At 27.4% G+C, this 20,416-nt stretch carries 17 protein-coding genes; 5 read left to right on the top strand and 12 right to left on the bottom strand.

Features of this window, described 5'->3' with window-relative positions; genetic code table 11:
* Positions 1-32 precede the first annotated feature (32 nt).
* The 5 genes from U881_RS0104790 to U881_RS0104810 all read right to left on the bottom strand — a co-directional run bounded on the left by U881_RS0104790 (position 33) and on the right by U881_RS0104810 (position 6,039).
* Complete coding sequence (locus tag U881_RS0104790) at positions 33-1,805, bottom strand: BB0569 family chemotaxis protein (protein WP_024653469.1); 1,773 nt, start codon at positions 1,803-1,805, stop codon at positions 33-35.
* On the bottom strand, positions 1,805-2,956 hold the full coding sequence (locus U881_RS0104795) for a CheB methylesterase domain-containing protein (protein ID WP_024653470.1): 1,152 nt from the start codon (positions 2,954-2,956) through the stop codon (positions 1,805-1,807). Before U881_RS0104795 ends, U881_RS0104790 begins: the two co-directional genes overlap by 1 nt.
* A gap of 61 nt (positions 2,957-3,017) precedes the next feature.
* Positions 3,018-5,156: a chemotaxis protein CheA gene (locus U881_RS0104800; protein WP_024653471.1), complete on the bottom strand. Its 2,139-nt coding sequence runs from the start codon at positions 5,154-5,156 to the stop codon at positions 3,018-3,020.
* A gap of 23 nt (positions 5,157-5,179) precedes the next feature.
* Positions 5,180-5,491 carry an STAS domain-containing protein gene (locus tag U881_RS0104805; protein ID WP_024653472.1) on the bottom strand — a complete coding sequence of 104 codons (312 nt, stop codon included), beginning with the start codon at positions 5,489-5,491 and terminating at the stop codon, positions 5,180-5,182.
* Positions 5,492-5,505: 14 nt separating this feature from the next.
* Complete coding sequence (locus U881_RS0104810) at positions 5,506-6,039, bottom strand: chemotaxis protein CheW (RefSeq protein WP_024653473.1); 534 nt, start codon at positions 6,037-6,039, stop codon at positions 5,506-5,508.
* 652 nt (positions 6,040-6,691) lie between these two features.
* On the opposite strand from U881_RS0104810, the gene U881_RS0104815 reads away from it, so the two are divergent.
* The 3 genes from U881_RS0104815 (at position 6,692) to U881_RS0104825 (ending at position 8,617) form a co-directional block, all read left to right on the top strand.
* Complete coding sequence (locus tag U881_RS0104815) at positions 6,692-7,201, top strand: BAPKO_0422 family outer member beta-barrel protein (RefSeq protein ID WP_024653474.1); 510 nt, start codon at positions 6,692-6,694, stop codon at positions 7,199-7,201.
* A gap of 229 nt (positions 7,202-7,430) precedes the next feature.
* Positions 7,431-7,949: a BAPKO_0422 family outer member beta-barrel protein gene (locus U881_RS0104820; RefSeq protein WP_024653475.1), complete on the top strand. Its 519-nt coding sequence runs from the start codon at positions 7,431-7,433 to the stop codon at positions 7,947-7,949.
* 128 nt (positions 7,950-8,077) lie between these two features.
* Positions 8,078-8,617 (top strand): BAPKO_0422 family outer member beta-barrel protein, encoded by a 540-nt coding sequence (locus U881_RS0104825; protein WP_024653476.1) that lies wholly within the window; start codon positions 8,078-8,080, stop codon positions 8,615-8,617.
* 16 nt (positions 8,618-8,633) lie between these two features.
* Here the strand turns inward: U881_RS0104825 and gnd are convergent, their stop codons facing one another.
* Positions 8,634-10,028 (bottom strand): decarboxylating NADP(+)-dependent phosphogluconate dehydrogenase, encoded by a 1,395-nt coding sequence (gene gnd / locus U881_RS0104830; RefSeq protein WP_024653477.1) that lies wholly within the window; start codon positions 10,026-10,028, stop codon positions 8,634-8,636.
* A gap of 116 nt (positions 10,029-10,144) precedes the next feature.
* On the opposite strand from gnd, the gene htpG reads away from it, so the two are divergent.
* Positions 10,145-11,992: a molecular chaperone HtpG gene (gene htpG / locus U881_RS0104835; protein ID WP_024653478.1), complete on the top strand. Its 1,848-nt coding sequence runs from the start codon at positions 10,145-10,147 to the stop codon at positions 11,990-11,992.
* Positions 11,993-12,029: 37 nt separating this feature from the next.
* Here htpG and crr read toward each other — a convergent pair whose 3' ends face one another.
* From crr to U881_RS0104865, 6 genes are all read right to left on the bottom strand, one after another.
* A complete protein-coding gene (crr, locus tag U881_RS0104840) occupies positions 12,030-12,599 on the bottom strand; it encodes a PTS glucose transporter subunit IIA (protein WP_024653479.1) in 570 nt (189 codons plus the stop codon).
* Positions 12,600-12,602: 3 nt separating this feature from the next.
* On the bottom strand, positions 12,603-14,324 hold the full coding sequence (gene ptsP, locus U881_RS0104845) for a phosphoenolpyruvate--protein phosphotransferase (protein ID WP_024653480.1): 1,722 nt from the start codon (positions 14,322-14,324) through the stop codon (positions 12,603-12,605).
* 15 nt (positions 14,325-14,339) lie between these two features.
* Positions 14,340-14,600: an HPr family phosphocarrier protein gene (locus tag U881_RS0104850; protein WP_024653481.1), complete on the bottom strand. Its 261-nt coding sequence runs from the start codon at positions 14,598-14,600 to the stop codon at positions 14,340-14,342.
* Between the two features lie 160 nt (positions 14,601-14,760).
* The gene (locus U881_RS0104855; protein WP_024653482.1) at positions 14,761-15,621 is read right to left on the bottom strand and encodes an FAD binding domain-containing protein; all 861 of its coding nucleotides are present in this window, start codon (positions 15,619-15,621) and stop codon (positions 14,761-14,763) included.
* On the bottom strand, positions 15,618-16,079 hold the full coding sequence (locus U881_RS0104860) for a (2Fe-2S)-binding protein (RefSeq protein WP_024653483.1): 462 nt from the start codon (positions 16,077-16,079) through the stop codon (positions 15,618-15,620). Before U881_RS0104860 ends, U881_RS0104855 begins: the two co-directional genes overlap by 4 nt.
* On the bottom strand, positions 16,066-17,934 hold the full coding sequence (locus U881_RS0104865; RefSeq protein ID WP_024653484.1) for a hypothetical protein: 1,869 nt from the start codon (positions 17,932-17,934) through the stop codon (positions 16,066-16,068). The genes U881_RS0104860 and U881_RS0104865 overlap by 14 nt, the downstream gene beginning before the upstream one ends.
* Positions 17,935-18,254: 320 nt before the next feature.
* On the opposite strand from U881_RS0104865, the gene U881_RS0104870 reads away from it, so the two are divergent.
* Positions 18,255-20,411: a coiled-coil domain-containing protein gene (locus U881_RS0104870; RefSeq protein WP_024653485.1), complete on the top strand. Its 2,157-nt coding sequence runs from the start codon at positions 18,255-18,257 to the stop codon at positions 20,409-20,411.
* The last annotated feature ends 5 nt before the right edge of the window (positions 20,412-20,416 follow it).

Below are 20,416 nucleotides of genomic sequence, written 5' to 3' on the forward strand. Positions count from 1 at the left end.
CTAAACCCATACATATAAAAAGTATACAAAAGTTAGAACAAAATTACACTACCCTCATCAAATGAATGAACATCCTTTTCATCCTCAATAAGAGACAATAAATACTTCTTGTGAACAAACAAAGTAAATCTATTAGCAATTCTACGAACAAACTCTTTGTCTTCAACATCAACACACTTAAGATCATGTCTTAACAATTCTACATTAAGAGCATCATTAACATTATTTTCCATTTCAATTAAAATTTTTTCAAGATTTACAAGATCTTCTCTTAAAGATTTAATATTATGAATATCTAATTTTACCTCTTCAAATATTTCTAAAAAATCAACGGGAAACATTTCATAAGATAATACATTATCAATAGCAATTTTCTTTATTTCAACAATATTATTCTTTATCTCAATAAATAGCTTTTTAAATTTATTAAAATAATTTTTTTCAATATAAAAGCGATTGTCACAATCTTTTACAACTTTTTCAAAGAAAAATATTATTTGAGATAAAAATTCTCGTCCTTTAGTAATATTTAAATCAATATTACTAATAATCTTGGACATCTCAGAAATATTGCCTTTCATATCTTCAAGTTCAACTCTTTTTACAACTTCTATTTTAGAAGCTATATTGATATTTTGAAATCTAGACGAAATAGCTGAAATATTTGAAAACATTAATTCTAAAGATTTAACAAGCTTAATTTGTTCATAATAAAGATTTAAAAAATTAGAATTATTTTTTTCAACATCATCTATTCTCCTAAGTAAATTTGATAAAATAATGGAACAAGATTCAACAGCCTTTGAAATATCAAGATATAAAGAACTATCTGACTTTAAATCATTAATGGTCTGAATAGAAGAAATAGACGTATCAATAAATTCTTCAAAAGTCATCAGATTTTCATCTAATTTAGAAATAATATCTCTAACTATCATTTTAGACGAATCCGTAAAAACAGATAAAATTTTTAACTTTTGAATCTCACTTATATCTCTAAACTTAAAAACATCAATACTAGAATACATAACATTTAAATGATGTAAAGACTGAGTCAGCCTATCTTGAAACTGCAGGTAAGATACGGCATTTACAAATTTAAATTTAAATTCATTCAGTATTCCTAATATGTTATCATAAAAGGCAATAACTTCTCCAATACCTCCTGAAAATTCATCAATATTTTTTATCAAATCCTCTTTAAACTCTTCAAGGATTTTATTTTCAGCCGTATTATTTTCAAGGACTTGCTCCTTAACACGATCAAGTCCAACTTTAATATCTCTACCCTTACTAGTCAGCTGATCTGCTTGCTTAATCATAGATTGAGTTAAGATTTTAATCTCATTTGTAATATAAGAAAAAGCGCCTCCTGCTCTCCCAGCCCTCATGGCAACAGTTAGTGTATTAATCGACATTATTTCCATATCGATAGAACTTTTTTTCATTTTTTCAATTACATCTTCAAGAATTTCTATATCCTTAACCTTATCCCTTATTACACTAAACTGTGATTCAAGAATTTCAGTTGAAGAATTAAAATAAGATACGAAATCATTAAGTACTCTGATTACCTTAGATATAAAATTATTTAGAGAATAATCATTATCGATATCAAGATTAGAAATAAACCCAATATTAAAAGACAAATCTTTAATATCCTTAGAAAGCCTTTCTATTAATCGAGGAATTGACTTACTTAAGCTTGCATAAACTAATCTTGAATTATTATCAAAATTCTCAAGTTTTGTTAATATTTTATTAATATGCGGGTCAATATCTAAAAATATATCATCATTTTCCATTAAGATCTCCTTAAAATATACTCAGATATTTCATTTAAAGGAAGGACCTTGTCCACAGCACCTATCTTTATTGCCTCCATAGGCATACCAAATACTACAGACGTAACTTGATCTTGTGCAATATTATACGCACCACTTTTTTTCATCTCAAGCATACAACAAGCACCATCATCCCCCATTCCCGTAAGCATAACCCCAATAGCATTTCCTCCTGCAAAAATAGCAGCAGAACGAAACAATACATTAACCGAAGGTTTATGTCTGCTAACTGGAGGACCATCTACTAGACTAGCAAAATAATTTCCATTAGCATACTTCACAATTAAATGATAATGACCATTTGCAATTATTACAAGACCGGGTCTTAAAATATCTCCATCTTCAGCCTCTTTTACATCAATTTCAAGTTCATTATTTAAACTTTTTGCAAAAGATGTTGTAAAACCTCCTGGCATATGTTGAACAATAACAATTGGAGGAGAATCTTTTTTAAATGATTTTAAAAAAATTCTCAAAGCCTCAGTGCCTCCAGTTGAAGATCCAACAAAAATCACCTTTCCTGTTTTATCTTTATTAACCACACCTTTATATTTAAGAATAACGTCTGGATCATTTTTAGGAGAAACGTTAATAACATCTGAAACCTTATAACTCTTAGTTATATTATCAATATCTCTCTCAAGCTTTTTATTATCAGATTTTTCAAAAGAATCAGGAGCTTTGATTCTCTTAGTTTCAAAAGAAGCTACAAATTGATGATCAGCTAATCTCTTAATTTCAGATTTTATCAAATCCAAATAATCACTTCTAAACAGATTAACTGTAAGTTTAAAGTTAAGTTTATTTATTATTAATTTAATTTTTTCTTTTTTAGAGTCAAGAAACCCAAATTTTGGATAAATTTCATCCTCTGCTATAAAAACGACAGGAAGCGAAATATTATTAAGAACATTATTAAGCGCATTTCCAAAGTGCGACTTAGCTGTATTCTCGTCAATAATCACTAAATCAGGAAATTTTTGCAAAAAAACATTAATAAGATTTAAAGAATTAGAACCTGGATTTAATATCTCTACATTTACATCTTTTAAAAAAGCTCTAACAAAAACTTGCCTTATAAGACCTTGAATATCAATTACCAAAATTTTCATTGTTATTATTTAATATAAACCTACCTTTATAAAAACCAAGATACGTTACTTTAAAAGTACATTACCTTATAATTTTAGTTATAGTATCAATATCAATGACTAATGCTAAACTTCCATCTCCAAGTATTGTAGCCCCAGAAACTCCTTCTACTTTAGAATAAATCTTACCTAAAGTTTTTATAACGGTCTGATGTTGTCCCAAAACCTCATCTACCACAATTCCCATCTTACCACTATTTGTATTTACAACAACAACATGTTCACTATTACTCTCTTTACTAGAAATCTCAAAAAATTCTCTCAACCGTATAAAGCTAATCATACTTCCCCTATAAGTCATGACATTGCCACCATTCTCAAGCCCATATACTTTAGAATCTAATTTATCAGCCTCAAGGCAAGACTCAACACTAGATAAAGGAACAATAAAATGCTGATCTTTAACCCTAACAAGCCATCCTTCAATAATTGCCAAAGTCAAAGGAAAAATCAACTTTATTCGCGTATACTTACCAAACTCACTCTCAATAACTACACTACCTCTAAGAGACTCTACCTGTTTTCTAACAACATCCATTCCAACACCACGACCCGATATATTTGTAACAACATCTGCTGTTGAAAACCCAGGTTCAAAAATCAAATTATAAACATCCACATCAGATAAAGTTCTAGATATAGCCTCAGATATTATATTTCTCTCTATAGCTCTCTTAATTATTTTATATTTATCAAGTCCCCTACCATCATCTTCAATAATAACAATTACAGAATCACCCGATTGCTGAGCAGAAAGCTTAATCATCCCCTGGAAATTTTTTCCTGCTTTTACTCTATCTTCACTAAGTTCAATTCCATGATCAATTGCATTTCTGATTAAATGTACCAAAGGCTCATTTAATCTTTCAATAATACTCTTATCAAGAACAGTATCACCACCTTGAGAATAATAATGAATTGATTTACCAAGTTGAACAGAGAGATCTTTAACTATTCTTTGAAATTTTACAAACAAAATATCAATAGGAACTGTTCTAAGTCCTGTAGTATAATCTCTAAGTTCATTAATAAGTAAAGAAAATTCAGCTGAAATTGAATTTAAAATATTATTATTATTAGTCTCAGCCTCTTTTGCAAGTTTAGAATGAATTGTAACAAGTTCACCAACAAGATCTACCAAATGATCTAATTTCTTTGAATCAACTTTAATGCTTGCAATATTTACTTTGCTCTTAGCAGTATCATCATTAACATTAATTACATTAGCCTTAAGAGCAACTTTATTATAAGGTTCTTTTTGTTTTGATAAGTCTTTTTGATCCTCCTTAGAAAACACTTCATCAACATTTTGAATTACACTATTTGTCAAGAAATCAAAACCATAAGGTATTTCATAAGATGCATCAACTTCTTCAATAACAAATTTTGACTGCCCATCCAAAAACATAAAAATATCTTCTATGGCACTTTTACTCTCTTCTGTCTCAAGTTTTACTTCCCACTCAACATAAACATTATCAGGAGATATAAACTCCAAATCAGGAATATTTCCTACCCTAGCTCTAACTTGTCCATTGCCTAAATCCAATAACTTTTTTAAAAAATTGATAGGTTTATGCCCATGAAATAAAATTCCTCTTGAAGGCACAAAAATTATTTTGTAAACTTTAGTATCAACACGTAAAGCCTCATCCTCATATCCATTTTGATTTAAAGACAAATCCAATTCTGATTCTTGCAAATCTAAATTATTTGATAAACTTTGAACTTCACTAGTAGCATTTAAGCTCATATCACCCTTAACACCAACACCAAGTCCCTTTTTAATCATATCTATCAAATTCTTTTCACGATCCTTATATGCAACCTCATCAATAGCCTCATCTCCTTCAATAAGTTCACGAATAAAATCAACCGCCATTAAAGTAGCATCAACAGTATCTTCATTAAATTTATCCAACCCTCCCCTTATAGAATCAAGAAGCGTCTCTATTTCATGCACAAGGGAAGCTGTCAAATTAAAACCAAACATTCCTGCACTACCCTTTATTGTATGAAAATTTCTAAAAATAGAATTGATAACTTCCTCTCCAGACTCAAACTCAATATTCAGAAGTGCATGTTCAATATCTGAAATATTTTCTATAGACTCCTCTTTAAAAGAATCTTTAAATTTATCAATTACATCACTGCTATTCATAAATTGCCCTTAAACAAATAAAACTAAAATTCAATCAAACTAAGGCCTAAATCTAAGTTATCAATATCCTCAATATCTATCAGAAATCCACCATATATCAACGAACTTAAAACCTCATCAGAAGGATACTCTATCTTGATCAATACATTTTTCTCTTTAGCATACTTATTAGAAGAATACAAAATTTGTATAAAAGTAACATCTATTTTTTCTACATTTGCAAGATTAATCACCAATATATCTTTTTCTTTCATATCTTTAAGAATACTTAAAAGATCTTCTTTAACTTTAAAAATATTATTTACTACAAGTTCTCCTTCTGGTTTATAAATCATAACACTCAAAACTCCTACTCATCACCAGGATTATCTATTGTAGTATTTTTAAATTTAGAGAGTTCTTTAATATCAAATAAATTCTTTACATCAAGAATAACAATAAATTTATCATTATATTTACCAATACCAGATATAAATCTTGAATTAAAACCCACACCAATCCTTGGAGCATCATCAATATCAGAAGAACTCAACTCAAGAACCTCATTAACATGATCTACTAAAATTCCAAGACTCAACTCATCGCCTTCATGTGTGAGAGTCAATATAATAATATTCGAAATATTAACTTCCTTTCTCTTAACCTCATCATCACTAAATTTACGATCTTCCATACCAAATTGCTTTCTAATATCAATTATTGGGACTATCTTTCCTCTATTATTAATGATTCCTGCCATATAATCAGGAGTCCTTGGTATCTTTGAAATTTTAGTATATTCTAATACTTCAACTACATATTTAATTTCAATTGCATAAAGTTCATCTAAACTAAATAAAAGATATTGACCCAATGTATCTTGCATATCTACTTCTAATTCCATAAATGCCTCTTCTTAATAATATAACTAACTAAAATAACTATCATAAATTTTATTCAAATTTAACATATCCAACATACTATTATGTATCAATTATAAATCAAAAACCTCAATACTAAACAAATATCAATGTTCAATATAAATGTCAATCTATAATTTATAAATCACCACTTTTAAATCAAGATTATACAATCAGCTTCTATATTTTAGCATCTTTTGATTCCAAAAATGATTGTACAAATACTTGATAAAAATATCCTTTATATTGTTATATTTCTTATAATTTCACTCTTTCTAAATTTCCCATATAATTTAATTTCGAAAATCCTATTTTAGGTAACCCGTTTGCATTATTTATCCTTAACCAAAATTCTTGATAATGTGTTCCATACGTATGTTTGTTTTTCTAGGACTATATCTATAAACCTAATTTAAACTTATTGCATTTATATTGCTATTGTAACATAATATAGGTGGCAAATTCATTTACAACTAAGTTTAAAAGATTTGCAATTAAATTATTTAGTCTTGTTGTTTTTATTTTAAAATAACAAGACTAAATAATTTAAACCATCTATCACAAATACAATTTATCTATTAAAATAGATTGAATTATGTCAATGCAAAATTTAATTTTTATATTAAAGGAAAATCTATGAAACAAAAAAACATATTAGCCTTAATACTATTATTATTGTCAATATCTGCTTTTCCAAATTCAACGGCAAGAAGTAAGTTTGGAATAGGGATTTTATTACCATTTCCAATTGCATTAGAATTTAACATCAAAAACTTTGACATAGATTTAGGAATTTATAGCGGAGTAAACAATCTTTTTCAGGATTGGCAAACTTTATTCTTTGCACTAGATTACATATTTTATATGCACACTTTTGAAGAATTAAATGATGTTCTAGATTTCGCAATTGGTGGTGGTGGATATGGAACAATATGGTTCTCCAGATGGAGTCACTTCCAAGCAAAAAGTGGTCCAGTAAGCATAGGAGCCAGATTGCCATTAATATTAAATCTGGCAATATTTAGAAAAAAATTTGATATATTTTTAAAAATAGCACCCGGTATTGGACTTAATATTTGGAGTGGAGGAGCTGGATTTAGATGGGAAATGTTTACTGCTCTTGGTATTAGATATTGGTTTGAATAAAAATGAACGTACAAATTAAAAGAGAAGTACCTATTACTTCTCTTTTAAAATTAAATAACAATATAAATTAAACACAAATAAAACAGATAACAAATAAATCAACCTACAAAATACAAAATTCACTTAAGTTTTCATAATATATATTCTATGTAAACATAAAGAATTAACATCATTCTTTTTATTTGAAAAAATCGAATATATACTTAAGAATGAGAGGATTGATTGTCACATGAAAAGAATAATCTTAATTTTTTTATTAATAAATTATTTTAATGTTTCAGCACAAAACAAAGATACAAAAAATAAAGGTTATTTTGGAATTGGAATACTTGGACCATTTCCAAATGTATTTCAATTTACCTTAGCAAAAAACATTGAAATAGAATTTGGAATTTACAATGGACTTAAAAACCTATTTCAAAACTTTAATACATTATTTGCATCTATAGAATTTAATGTATTCTCATCAAGCACATTTGACAAACTTAAAACCATAAATGCTTCACTGGGAATTGGAGTTTATGGGTTATGGTGGCTATCTCAATGGCAAACAACAAATAAAATATCTAATGCAACAAACATTGGCATCAAAATTTCTCTCTCTTTAAGTCTACCAGTTATCAAAAGGCATTTTGACTTATTTTTAAAAACAGGTCCAGGAATCAACATATGGGGAAAAGGAAATGACAATCCAAGACAAAAATGGGAAATATTTGCTGGACTTGGTATAAAACTTTGGCTTGCATAAAAATAAAAAACATAATTAACATTATGCAGCTTAAAAAAATTTCAATTAAAAAGATTTTTTTATAAATTTTATTAATAATTAAAGATAAAATATAATGTGAGATACAAAGATAAATTATCGGGGACCTGATGCAAAAAATAATACTAATAATAATACTAATATCAAGCATATGGGTTAATGCATTTGGCAAAAGCTCATATTTAGATAGAAAAATAGGATTTGGCGGAAGTATTGGAAATCCAATATTTAACTATATTATGTCATTCCCATTTATTGATATTGAAATAGGCTACGGAGGAACCAATGGTATTAACCTGTCAAAAAAAATGCTCAAATCAAAAAAATACGATTTTAATGTATTTGTACTCTCAGCCATTGACTTAATATTTACAATACCATTAATAGAAAAACTATTTATTGGAACAGGAATTGGGAGCAATATACACATATCATCCCACAAATCAAATTATAAAGATATGGAAATGGGCTTTGGATTTAGAATTCCAATAGCTATTTTTTATGATATAACAGATAACATAGAACTTGGACTTAAAATAGCACCTTCAATAGAATTTGTATCAAACGCACCATCTGTTGCATACCAATACCTCTACTTAGGACTTAAGATAAATATAATAGGAGGAATATTTATTAAATATTATATTTAAATAATACAACCCAAAATTACTCCCAAGTACTATGAAAGAATTCACCTCTATTTGAATCTATTCTCTCAAAACTATGTGCACCAAAGAAATCTCTTTGAGCCTGAATTAAATTTGCCGGCAAATAATTAGTAGAATAGGAATCTAGAAAAGAAAGACTTGCACAAAATGCTGGCAAAGGTATCCCAATCTCACTGGCCTTTGACACTATACGTCTTAAAGACTTATGATGATTTTTTATTATATCTAAGAAATAATCATCAAAAAGCAAAGTAATAAGATGTGGGTTTTTGTCATAAGCTAATTTAATCTTAGACAAAAAAACACTCTTAATAATACAACCTTCTCTCCAAATTAAAGAAATTTTTCCCAAGTTTAAATCCCAAGCATAATTAACAGATGCATTCTTAAGAATCATAAATCCTTGAGAATAAGCTAATATCTTAGCAACTAAAAGAGCATAATATAAATCTAAAATCCAATCACTAAGATCAAATTCGACAAAGTCAATATCCATCTTAAGGATATCACTAGCAATTACCCGTTCATGCTTTAATCCTGATAGAGCTCGTGCAAATACAGATTCAAAAATCAAATTTGCTGGTACATTTAACTGCAAAGCCTCAATTGATACCCACTTTCCAGTACCTTTTTGATTTGCAACATCCAAAATTTTGTCAATTAAATATTCATTATTCTCTTTATATTTTAAAATTTTAGATGTTATCTCTATCAAATAACTCGACAAATCACCTTCTGACCACTTATCAAATACTTCAGCAATTCTCAAATTATCTAAATTAAAAGCCTTTTTCATAAAAAAATATGCTTCACCAATAAGTTGCATATCTGAATATTCAATTCCATTGTGAACCATCTTTACATAATGCCCAGCTCCATCTTTACCCAAATAAGCAGAACAAATGTCTCCCTCATTAGTCTTAGCAGCTATTTTATTTAAAATAGGTTCAATTAATTCATAAGCTTTCTTATTTCCACCATACATCAAAGAAGGCCCAAATCTTGCTCCTCTCTCACCACCTGAAATGCCAAGCCCAACAAAATAAATGTCCTTAGAAGATAAATCTTGCTCTCTTCTTATAGTATCCCTATAATAAGAATTTCCACCATCAATAATGATATCAAATTTTTCAATTAAAGGTAAAAGTTCGCAAATAACCCCATCAACAGCCGAACTTGATATCATTAAAAAGATCTTTCTAGGTTTTTTTAAACTTCCAATAAAAGTTTCAATATCTTTAAAAGCACTAATTTTTTTATGCGGATTGTTTACAAGAAAAACTTCTGTCTTCTCATTATCCCTATTATAAACAGAAACATTAAAACCACTATCGGCAATATTTAATGCCAAACTACTACCCATAACTCCTAGTCCATAAATACCAATATCCATTGCACCATCCCCTATCCTAATTTTGATCATAAAAAAACTTATTTATTCATTATTTTTAGATTATGTTATATTATAAAAAAAGTAAAGATTAAACCAATACAAGACAGGAGAATTTTATGAAAAAACAATTTACTACAGAGGTTAATGATTTACTTTACTTAATAATACATTCTCTTTATTCACACAAAGAAATATTTTTAAGAGAATTAATATCAAATGCCTCTGATGCTATTGACAAACTTAAGTTTTTAAACATAACTGATGAAAAATTTAAAGATATAAAATTAGATCCCAAAATAGAAATAAACTTTGACAAGAAGTGCATAAAGATAAAAGACAATGGAATTGGTATGAACAGGACAGATTTAATTAATCATCTGGGAACCATTGCAAAATCAGGTACTAAAGAATTTATAAATAAGTTAAAGAAAGACGAAAAAAAAGATGCAAGCCTTATTGGCCAATTTGGTGTTGGATTTTATAGTGCTTTTATTGTAGCAGAAAAAGTTGAAGTTATCACAAAAAAAATTTTAGAAGATATTGCATATATCTGGTCTAGTGATGGCAAAACAGGATACGAAATCAATGAAACAAGCAAAGATGACAATGGAACTGAAATAGTACTTCACCTTAATGAAGAAGGAACTGAATATACTAACAAATGGAAAATCCAAGAAATTGTCAAAAAATACTCAAATCACGTAAATTACCCTATCTTTATTAAATATCAAGAACCCATAATGAAAGACGGCAAACAAGAAGGTGTTGAAGAAAGGGAAGAAAAATTAAATGACACAACAGCAATTTGGACAAAAAATAAAAATGAAATCACCAATGAAGAATATAATGAATTTTATAAAAACTTAACCCTTGACTATGAAAACCCATTGCTACATATTCATACAAAAGCTGAAGGAAGTATTGAATACACAAATCTTTTTTATGTTCCAAGCAAAGCTTCTTACGATCTATATTATCCAAATACTAAACCTGGCGTAAAATTATTTATAAACAGAATTTTCATTACAGATTCTGCTGACAGTTTGCTTCCAAATTATCTAAGATTTATAAAAGGAATAATAGATTGCCAAGACTTGCCTCTAAATGTAAGTAGAGAAATTTTACAACAAAATAAAATATTAGCTAAAATAAAGGTATCTTCCATAAAAAAAATACTTAGTGAACTTGAAAAATTAAGTGAAAATGATCCTAACAAATTCAATGAATTTTTTAAAGAATTTGGAAGATGTTTAAAAGAAGGGGTTTATTCTGATTTTGATAACAGAAACAAGTTAATATCCCTAATTAGATTCAAATCTTCTAATGTAGATGGGTTTGTATCATTAAAAGAATATAAAGATAGGATGCCTGCAGAACAAAAAAGCATATATTACATAACTGGAGGGAAGGAAAATATTCTTAAAATCAATCCTATTGTAAGTGCTTATAAAGAGAGAGGATATGAAACTCTTATTATGGATGATGAGATTGATGAGGCTATTTTAAATTTCATCACAGAATATGAGGGAATCAAATTAAAAGCAATAAACAAAAACGAAACAAGTGATGAATTAAAAGATGAAAATTTCAAACAAATTGAAGAAGAATTTAAAGACATACTCTCTAAAATAAAAGAAATATTAAAAGATCATGTTAAAGATGTATCTCTATCAGCAACACTAATACAAGAACCATCGGCAATAATAATTGACAGCACTGATCCCACTTATCAAATGCAAAAAATAATGATGTCAATGGGACAAGAAGTCAAAGAAATAAAACCAATTCTTGAACTTAATCCAAACAATAAAATTATTAAAAATCTAAAAAATCTAGACGATGCAAATTTAGAAAAAATAAGCATCATTCTTCTTGAAGAAGCAATAATTACTTCAGGATTACCAAGTAAAAATCCAAATCAATTCATAAACATAATAAATGAAATGTTAGAACAAAATATATAATACGACAAAAGTAGGTTTGCAGCATAAGCTTGCAAACTTACTTTTTAACTTTAAGTACTATATCTTTACCCGCCTCAACAGGCTTAGTCTGAGATATTTGAGTCTTAATCTCTTCAGTTAAAGTGGTAGTAGAAGGCAAAACATATTCAGAACCATCGTCAAGCTTGCCAAAAACATATTCAATACTTGAAACTTCATCAGAATTTGCAATAACAACAGGAGTAACTATTGATTCTGCATTGGCTTTCAGATATTCAAGATCAAGTCTAATAATAGTATCACCCTGTTTAACACTCATGCCTTCCTCAGCAACTCTTGTAAATCCCTTACCATTTAAATTAAGAGTATTAATACCAAAATGCACAAAGATTTCAATGCCCTCTCTAGTTTCAAGACTAAATGCATGATTGGTTTTAAAAATTTTACCAATACTTCCATCACAAGGCGCAACCAACTCACTTCCAGTAGGCATAATTGCAATTCCATCCCCAACTATCTTTTCAGCAAAAGCCTCATCTGGAACCTTATCAATTGAAACAACCTTACCACTAACAGGTGCTATCAAATCTAAAGTAGCAGATTTTTTAAAAAAACCTAAAAATCCCATAAGTTACTCTCCTATATATTTATCTAAAAATTTTAAAGTCTCTGATTCTGATTTACTATGTAACACTTTAAATGCCAATTCATTTAAGTCTGACATAGTATATTTTCTAAGCAAATATTTAATTCGAAGCGAAGCACTAGGAACCATACTTAAAGATTTAAAGCCAAGTCCAATAAGAATTAAAGCTCCAGCTTCATCTCCCCCAAGCTCACCACAAACAGAAACATCAATACCAAAATTATTTCCAGCATCAAGAACATTTTTAATCAATCTTAAAACAGCAGGATTATATTTATCATATAAATTTGATATTTTTTGATTGCCCCTATCTACAGCCAAAGTATATTGAGTTAAATCATTAGTACCAATACTAAAGAAATCCAATTTATCCGCAAACTCAGAAGCCAGTAAAGCAGCAGAAGGAACTTCTATCATGCATCCAACTTCTAACTCCTCATCAAAAGGCAAACCCCTAGACTTTAAATTTGCTTTTGCTTTATCTACAAAATAATTAATTACCTCAATGTCCTCATACCTAGTAAGCATAGGAACCATAATTCTTATTTTCCCATAATGACTAGCTCTAAAAATCGCATTAAATTGATTTTGTATTAAATCCTCATAATCCATATACATTCTAAGAGCACGATACCCTAGAAAAGGATTTTCTTCCTTTGGAAAATTAAAATATGAAATTTCCTTATCTCCACCAATATCAAGAGTACGAATAGTAACAACACCTTTTTTTTCAATATTCTCTACAACTCTCTTGTAAGCTTCAAACTGCTCATCTTCTGTAGGAGGCTTTGAAGATTCCATATATAAAAATTCTGTTCTAAAGAGTCCTATGCCATCAAGTCCATATTTATTAACATAAAAAATATCTGTTGGTGTTCCAATATTAGCCTTCAGAAATATTTCAATACCATCTTTGGTTATTGCAGATTGATTTTTCAACTCAAAAAGCTCTTTTTCATGTTCATTATGCTTTAGTATCTTATTAGCATATGTATCAAGTTCAATAGATGAAGGACTACCAATAATTAGTGAAGAGATACCATCAATTATCAACTGCTCACCTTCTTTAATTTGAGCAATATCTAAAGGTGTCATTACAAGAGCTGGAAGTCCCATTGTCCTTGCTAAAATAGCAGCATGAGAAGTCTCCCCACCAACTGTAGTTACAAAACCCTTAACATAACTTAAATCAACTTGCATTGTATCAGAAGGTGTCAATTCTTCAGTAATTAGAACTACATCTCTCTTAATCTCAGCAAGATCAACTAACTTATCTAAAATATTTGCAATAAGCCTATTCCTAATATCCTTAAAATCAGAAGCTCTTTCTTTTAAATAAAGATCCGAATATTCCTCTATGCTTGCAATTAATCCTTCAAAAGACAGATAAACAGCATAAGCAGCACCATAATGTTCAGTCTTAATGAAATTAATAACAGACTCAGAAAGCTCATCATCTTCAATAATTAACATCTGCCCTTCAAAAATGCCTTCCTTATCAACACCAAGTTGAGATACAACCTTTTTTGTAAGATCTCTCAACACAGATATAGCCTTTAATTTAGCATCATTAAACTTTTTTATCTCATCATCAATTTGTAAAGAAGTAATCTTTGATTTATCAATCAATTTATCAAAATCCTTTTTGATAAAAAGTGCCTCTCCTATACCTATCCCTTTAGATATTCTTTTCCCCGATAAAGTCATATCAACCTTCCATACCTATTCTTTAAAAGATTCAATGAGTGCAACAAGTTCAGAAACAGCCTTCTCCTCATCATCACCATCAGCACAAACCATAAGCTTCTTACCAGAAGATAGTTCTAAAGTTTGCAACCGAAATAAACTCTTTCCGCTAACAGATTTTCCATCAGCTTCAATAGTTATATCACTAACATACTCCTTAGCCTTTTTGACAAATGTTGATGCTGGTCTAACATGTAAACCATTAACGGCTTTAATTGTAGCCTCTTTTTTAACCATAAGCTTAAGCCCCTTTATTTGAATAATTATTTTTTTGATTAAGTTACTAACAAATAAATATTATAATGCATAAAAACAAATTGATAAATTAATTCTATTGCTTTATCATTCAAATTAAACCCAAAAACTAACAATTTTTAACAATGCTAATTTTTCAAGACTAAAAATTAAACAATATATCAAAATAAAAATTTTTTATAAGCCTTAAACTTCTCTCCTCCAAACTAAAATTTTTAACATCCCGAATATTTTTATCTAACATTTTAAGAGAATCTTCAATCTCAACCAAAGATAAAGGCAAAGATTTATTTAAAAGTAAAACTTGAAAATCCCTTAAAGTAATAACCTTGTCATTATAAAATATTTTCATCAAAAAATCACTTATAACATCTCTTTTAACATTTAAAAGAACACAAATAAAGATAATATTTACCTCTTCTAAAAAATTAAATGAAAAAACAGAATCAAATATTCTGCTGTAAAAACTTTTATTCCACAAATTTGTAATTGGAAATTTTACTTTACTTAAAAATAAAGTATGACGGTTTTGTATATAGTCATCTCTATTAATACTATAAGCATTATAAGTATAGTTTTTTTTGGTCAAAATATTTTTAAATTCAATCTGTGCATCAAGACTTAACAACAAAGGATATAAATCAAAAACTGTGTTCTTATAATAAAATCCATTAGCAATATTAATGCTATTTAGACATATCCGATCATTGAACATAGAAATAAACTCATAAAACAATCTTGGAATATTTCTCTCCCCAAATTGCAAAACTGAATCATAAGTAACACATGGACCTATTTCCAAAAAATTGCTTCTAAGAAAAATCTTATCAAACCTTTCAAAATTATTTATTATAAAAAAGTTATCAGAGTCACTTTTCATAAAAATTTCAGGATTCTTATGAAAATCAATCTCATTATAAATTATATAATTATTTGCACTCTGCTGAAACAAACTAACAAGTGCATTAAAATTTTCAGGATAATATACCTTCATACTACTCATTTTCTCTCTAACTCTTCCAATCGCAAATAAAGATCCAAAAAGGTATTAACATCAAGACAATGACACTTTAATATATTATAATACCCTAAAATATCAGACCTAATTATGACTTTACGTTTTAAAAGATAGTAAAATAATAATACATTAGACGAAAAGCAATTAGCACAAAACCCAAAATCACTATCCAATAAAATTTTAATTAATGTATTATAAAAACTGGTATTCTCTAAACCCTCAACAGTAATAATACTACGTCCATTTAACATACAAGCTGGCATTAAAGATGAATATACAGGTTTTAAATCTAAAAGCACTAATGAAAATCTTTGATTCATCTTTTCAATCACATTTCTCTCACCTGAATAAAAAATATCAATTAAAAGCTCTTTAGTACTCAAAGAAAGTTCAATACCCTTTGAAAGATTTTCTCCATTCAAATTAAAGCTAATTAGTATCAATGCGTACACTCCAATTATTTAGAATACTCTTAAGTTCAATAGGCATTCTACATATATTAAAATCAAAAGCCTGAATTAATGATGTTTGAATTGCAGAAACAGATGCAATAAATAATACCTTAAAAGAAAAAACAAATTCACCATCTTCAATAAACTCAAGTCCCACAGAATCAACAATATCATAAGTAATATTTCCAAAAACATAATCAACTGCCAAATTAAAAATCGAAAATGCACGTTTATTATTTATTTTAAGTTTATCAAATTTACCATTCTCAACAAAAAAATTCACATTACTAAATACAATATTAAAAGAATGTATTACTATATCAACTTCAAGAGAACAGGCAACATGAAATTTTTTATCTATATCCACAACAAAATCCTGACTAACCATAACAGGGTATTCTCTCTTAACATCACCATCAAACATCAAAGCAAGCTCTTCTTTCATAGACAAAACTGCCCTTTCAATAAGATAAGATTCCTTGAACAATGCAACAGGAAATTCAACATCACCTTCAAAAGAATGATTAACAACAAAATTGACATCAATATAAGGTAAATTAAAAGTTTTAGCCAAAACATTTCTTAAATAATTCATCAAATTAACATCTATTATTCTGTAAGGAATCAATACATCTAACTTATCTTTATATAAATTCATAGAGACAGTTAAATTACTACCATCCAAACAAGCAAAATCTATATTAGAATCTAAACTTAAAAAAGCAAATCCTATACCTTTTCTCTTGATATCCAAAATACCATATTCATTATTTAAACTGATAGAAGATGACTTGCGCATAATAAAATTTTTCAAATCCATCGCCCTTACAAGCTTAAAAAAAACATCATATTCACTCTTAACATGACTAAGCAAGTAACTAAGAGGCTCAAGTGACAAACTGACTGCAAGATTATAAAAATTTGAATAAATAAAACTATAAATAGAAATTCCAAATAAAAAATGATTATCACAAAAAAAAACAGCATTACTATTAGTAGATACAAAATTAATATGTATTAATACATCAAAAAACAAATTACTAAAAATTTTATTGAAATAATGCAAATAAAATTTATATAAAAAATTTAATGGCCTATTAATTTTAAGATCTAACATAATCTTATTAAGCCTATTTTCCGTTGACAAACAATTTACAACTGAAAATTCTAAATTTAAAGACTCTGCCATTAAAAAATGTCTTTTATAATAAATAACATTAACCTTAATACCAAGCTTTTTAGAAAGCACTATACCTTGCAAAACAGCATTAAAAACAACTGGAAATAAAATACTCACACAATTATTATTAATAGGATTAATAATAATCTTATCTTTGGCAATACAAAAGTTATTACTAATAATCTGTTTAACTAATGCAATATTATCAAGATCAGCATCAATAATTAAATTATCATCGCTAAATAATACTTTCACTAAAATAAAGTCACTACAATAATTTAAATGACCTGAAAATTCATAACAAGAATTATAAACTTTAAACTCACCTGATTCTTTCAAGCTAGAATCACAATAAATATCACTTTGTTCAATGGGCTTTGAATTAAAAATAACATCTAATTCTGCTTTTAACAAAAGCTCCAAGTTATTAGAATACAAAACTAAAGGAATTTGCCCTTCAAAATCTATTTTATTATCAAAAAGTTTTAAGTTAAATTTATGACAATCAACAATATCAATAAATTCAAATGTAATATTATCTTTATAACTTATATTAAAAACTTGATCTTTGTATTCATCTGGAAGCTCAAAATCTTCAATAACCGAATTTTTGATATTATAACAAACTGGTAAAACCCAAACTTCATCCATATTTTCTAACTGCATAAACAATTAATTAAAACAAAAAATCAAGATCTATCATTTTTTTCTATTTGTACCATTATGACACAATACCAATAAAATTACTATTATAAATTAAATATTGCAAATTAAAATCAAACTACAATAATTAAAATTGCCCAAATTATATTACTTAACAGTATTAATATGTAATTAATTTATATTAAAATTAAACCATATAATGACTATAAAAATAATCCCAAATTATTATACAAATTATCTTATTTCCTTTTGATCAATTTTTAAAACTATGATAATATCAAAATTAAATGAATATCAAATAATATTCATAAGGTATTAATGTTATGGATAAAGGTAAAAAGACATTTTTAATAATATATAAAATTTTCATGCTGCTCTCCTATACATTGCTTTTTGGAGGAACAAAAAAACATTCACATCATTATATCCTAAATCACTCAAAAATTTATATTCCCAAAGAGGATTTAAGTGAAAACTTTAAGGATGCAAACGAAACTATTTATTTTAACAAAAACAAAATTTCAACAAAAAGTAATGTAAACACGTTACAAAAGAAACCAAATAAACAATTTCAAGATTCAACACAAATTCAAATAGCAAACAACAGACAAACACAAAATAACATATTTACACAAGATGTCGATTTAGTACAAGACAATATGGATGATGATTGGTTTATAGAAAACATCGACAGTCTAAAATTGAGAATCGAAAACTATGAAAGAAAAATAATGGACATAGAAGATCTCTTAAAAGAAACAAATATAAAATCAATAAGAAGAAAAAACGAAGAATACGCAATGATAATAAAAAATTTAAAAGAAGAAATTGAAAAGATAAAATATTTAATCAACACAAAAGAAAATTTAATAAATTATTCTTATCAAACAAAAAATAATGCTTATAATGAACAAGAATATAAAGACAATCAGAACGAATATGTCTCAAATGAAACCTATGATTACCCACCTGAAGAAAATATATACAACACATATGCCCAAGAACAAGAATATTTTAATTTAGAAAATCCCATATTAAGTGAGCTTGATAATAAAATTAACAACAATAAAGATTTCATCAATAACAATATTCATAAACTAGGTAAGCTTGATAATAAAATTAACAACAATAAAGATTTCATCAATAACAATATTCATAAACTAGGTAAGCTTGATAGTAAAATTAACAACAATAAAGATTTCATCAATAACAATATTCATAAACTAGGCGAGCTTGATAGTAAAATTAACAACAATAAAGATTTCATCAATAACAATATTCATAAACTAGGCGAGCTTGATAGTAAAATTAACAACAATAAAGATTTCATCAATAACAATATTCATAAACTAGGCGAGCTTGATAGTAAAATTAACAATAACAAAGATTCACTTGACAGCAACACTCAACAATTAGGACAACTTGATAATAAAATCAATAACAATGCTCAACAACTAGACGAGCTTAATAGTAAAATTAACAATAACAAAGATTCACTTGACAGCAACACTCAACAATTAGGACAACTTGACAATAAAATCAATAACAATGCTCAACAACTAGGCAAGCTTAACAATAAAATTAACAATAACAAAGATTCACTTGACAGCAACACTCAACAATTAGGACAACTTGACAATAAAATCAATAACAATGCTCAACAACTAGGCAAGCTTAATAGTAAAATTAACAATAACAAAGATTCACTTGACAGCAACACTCAACAATTAGGACAACTTGACAATAAAATCAATAACAATGCTCAACAACTAGGCGAGCTTAATAGTAAAATTAACAATAATGGAGAAACCTTAATAGCATTTCAAAACGAATTAACAAACTTTAAAAACACCTATGACAACAGCTTAAAAAATATCGAAAATAACTTATTTTCAATAGAAAAAATAATAAACACATTAAAAGATAAAATCGAAGAAAATGAAGGATTATACAAAGAAAATAAAAATATAATCCAACAAAAACAAGAACAAATAAATATATTAGATAAAAGATTAAAAGACAATGAAAATGATATTTTAAAAATTCAAAAAGGATTAAAAAAATACGCAAAAAGAGATTCAAGCAAATATCAAAACAAAAAATCACAAGAGAAAACACAAAAATTTTCTCCTCAAGATATAACAATAAATAAAAACACTATAATAAAAACTGCTGAGTTCCAAATATATCCAGATACGCATTCAAATAACTATAATTTTAAAGTTCAAAGTAGTGAATTTGATTTTAAAAAATCCAATGGATATTATATCGAAATAGAACCAACACAAAACTTATACAGAGCAAAAGAAATTTATAAATTAATACCAAAATATAATGTTAAAACTCATTTCATCAACCCATCATTAAAACATAAAGAAAAATTTTTTCGAAACTTAATAAAAGTAGAATACACAAACGATATAAACACTCTATACAAAAATTTAACATCAGAATTTAAAAACGTAAGAATAATAAAATAGATTCA

Origin of the sequence: Borrelia persica No12 (assembly GCF_000500045.1) — a bacterium.
In the GTDB taxonomy this organism is placed as follows: Bacteria; Spirochaetota; Spirochaetia; order Borreliales; family Borreliaceae; genus Borrelia; species Borrelia persica.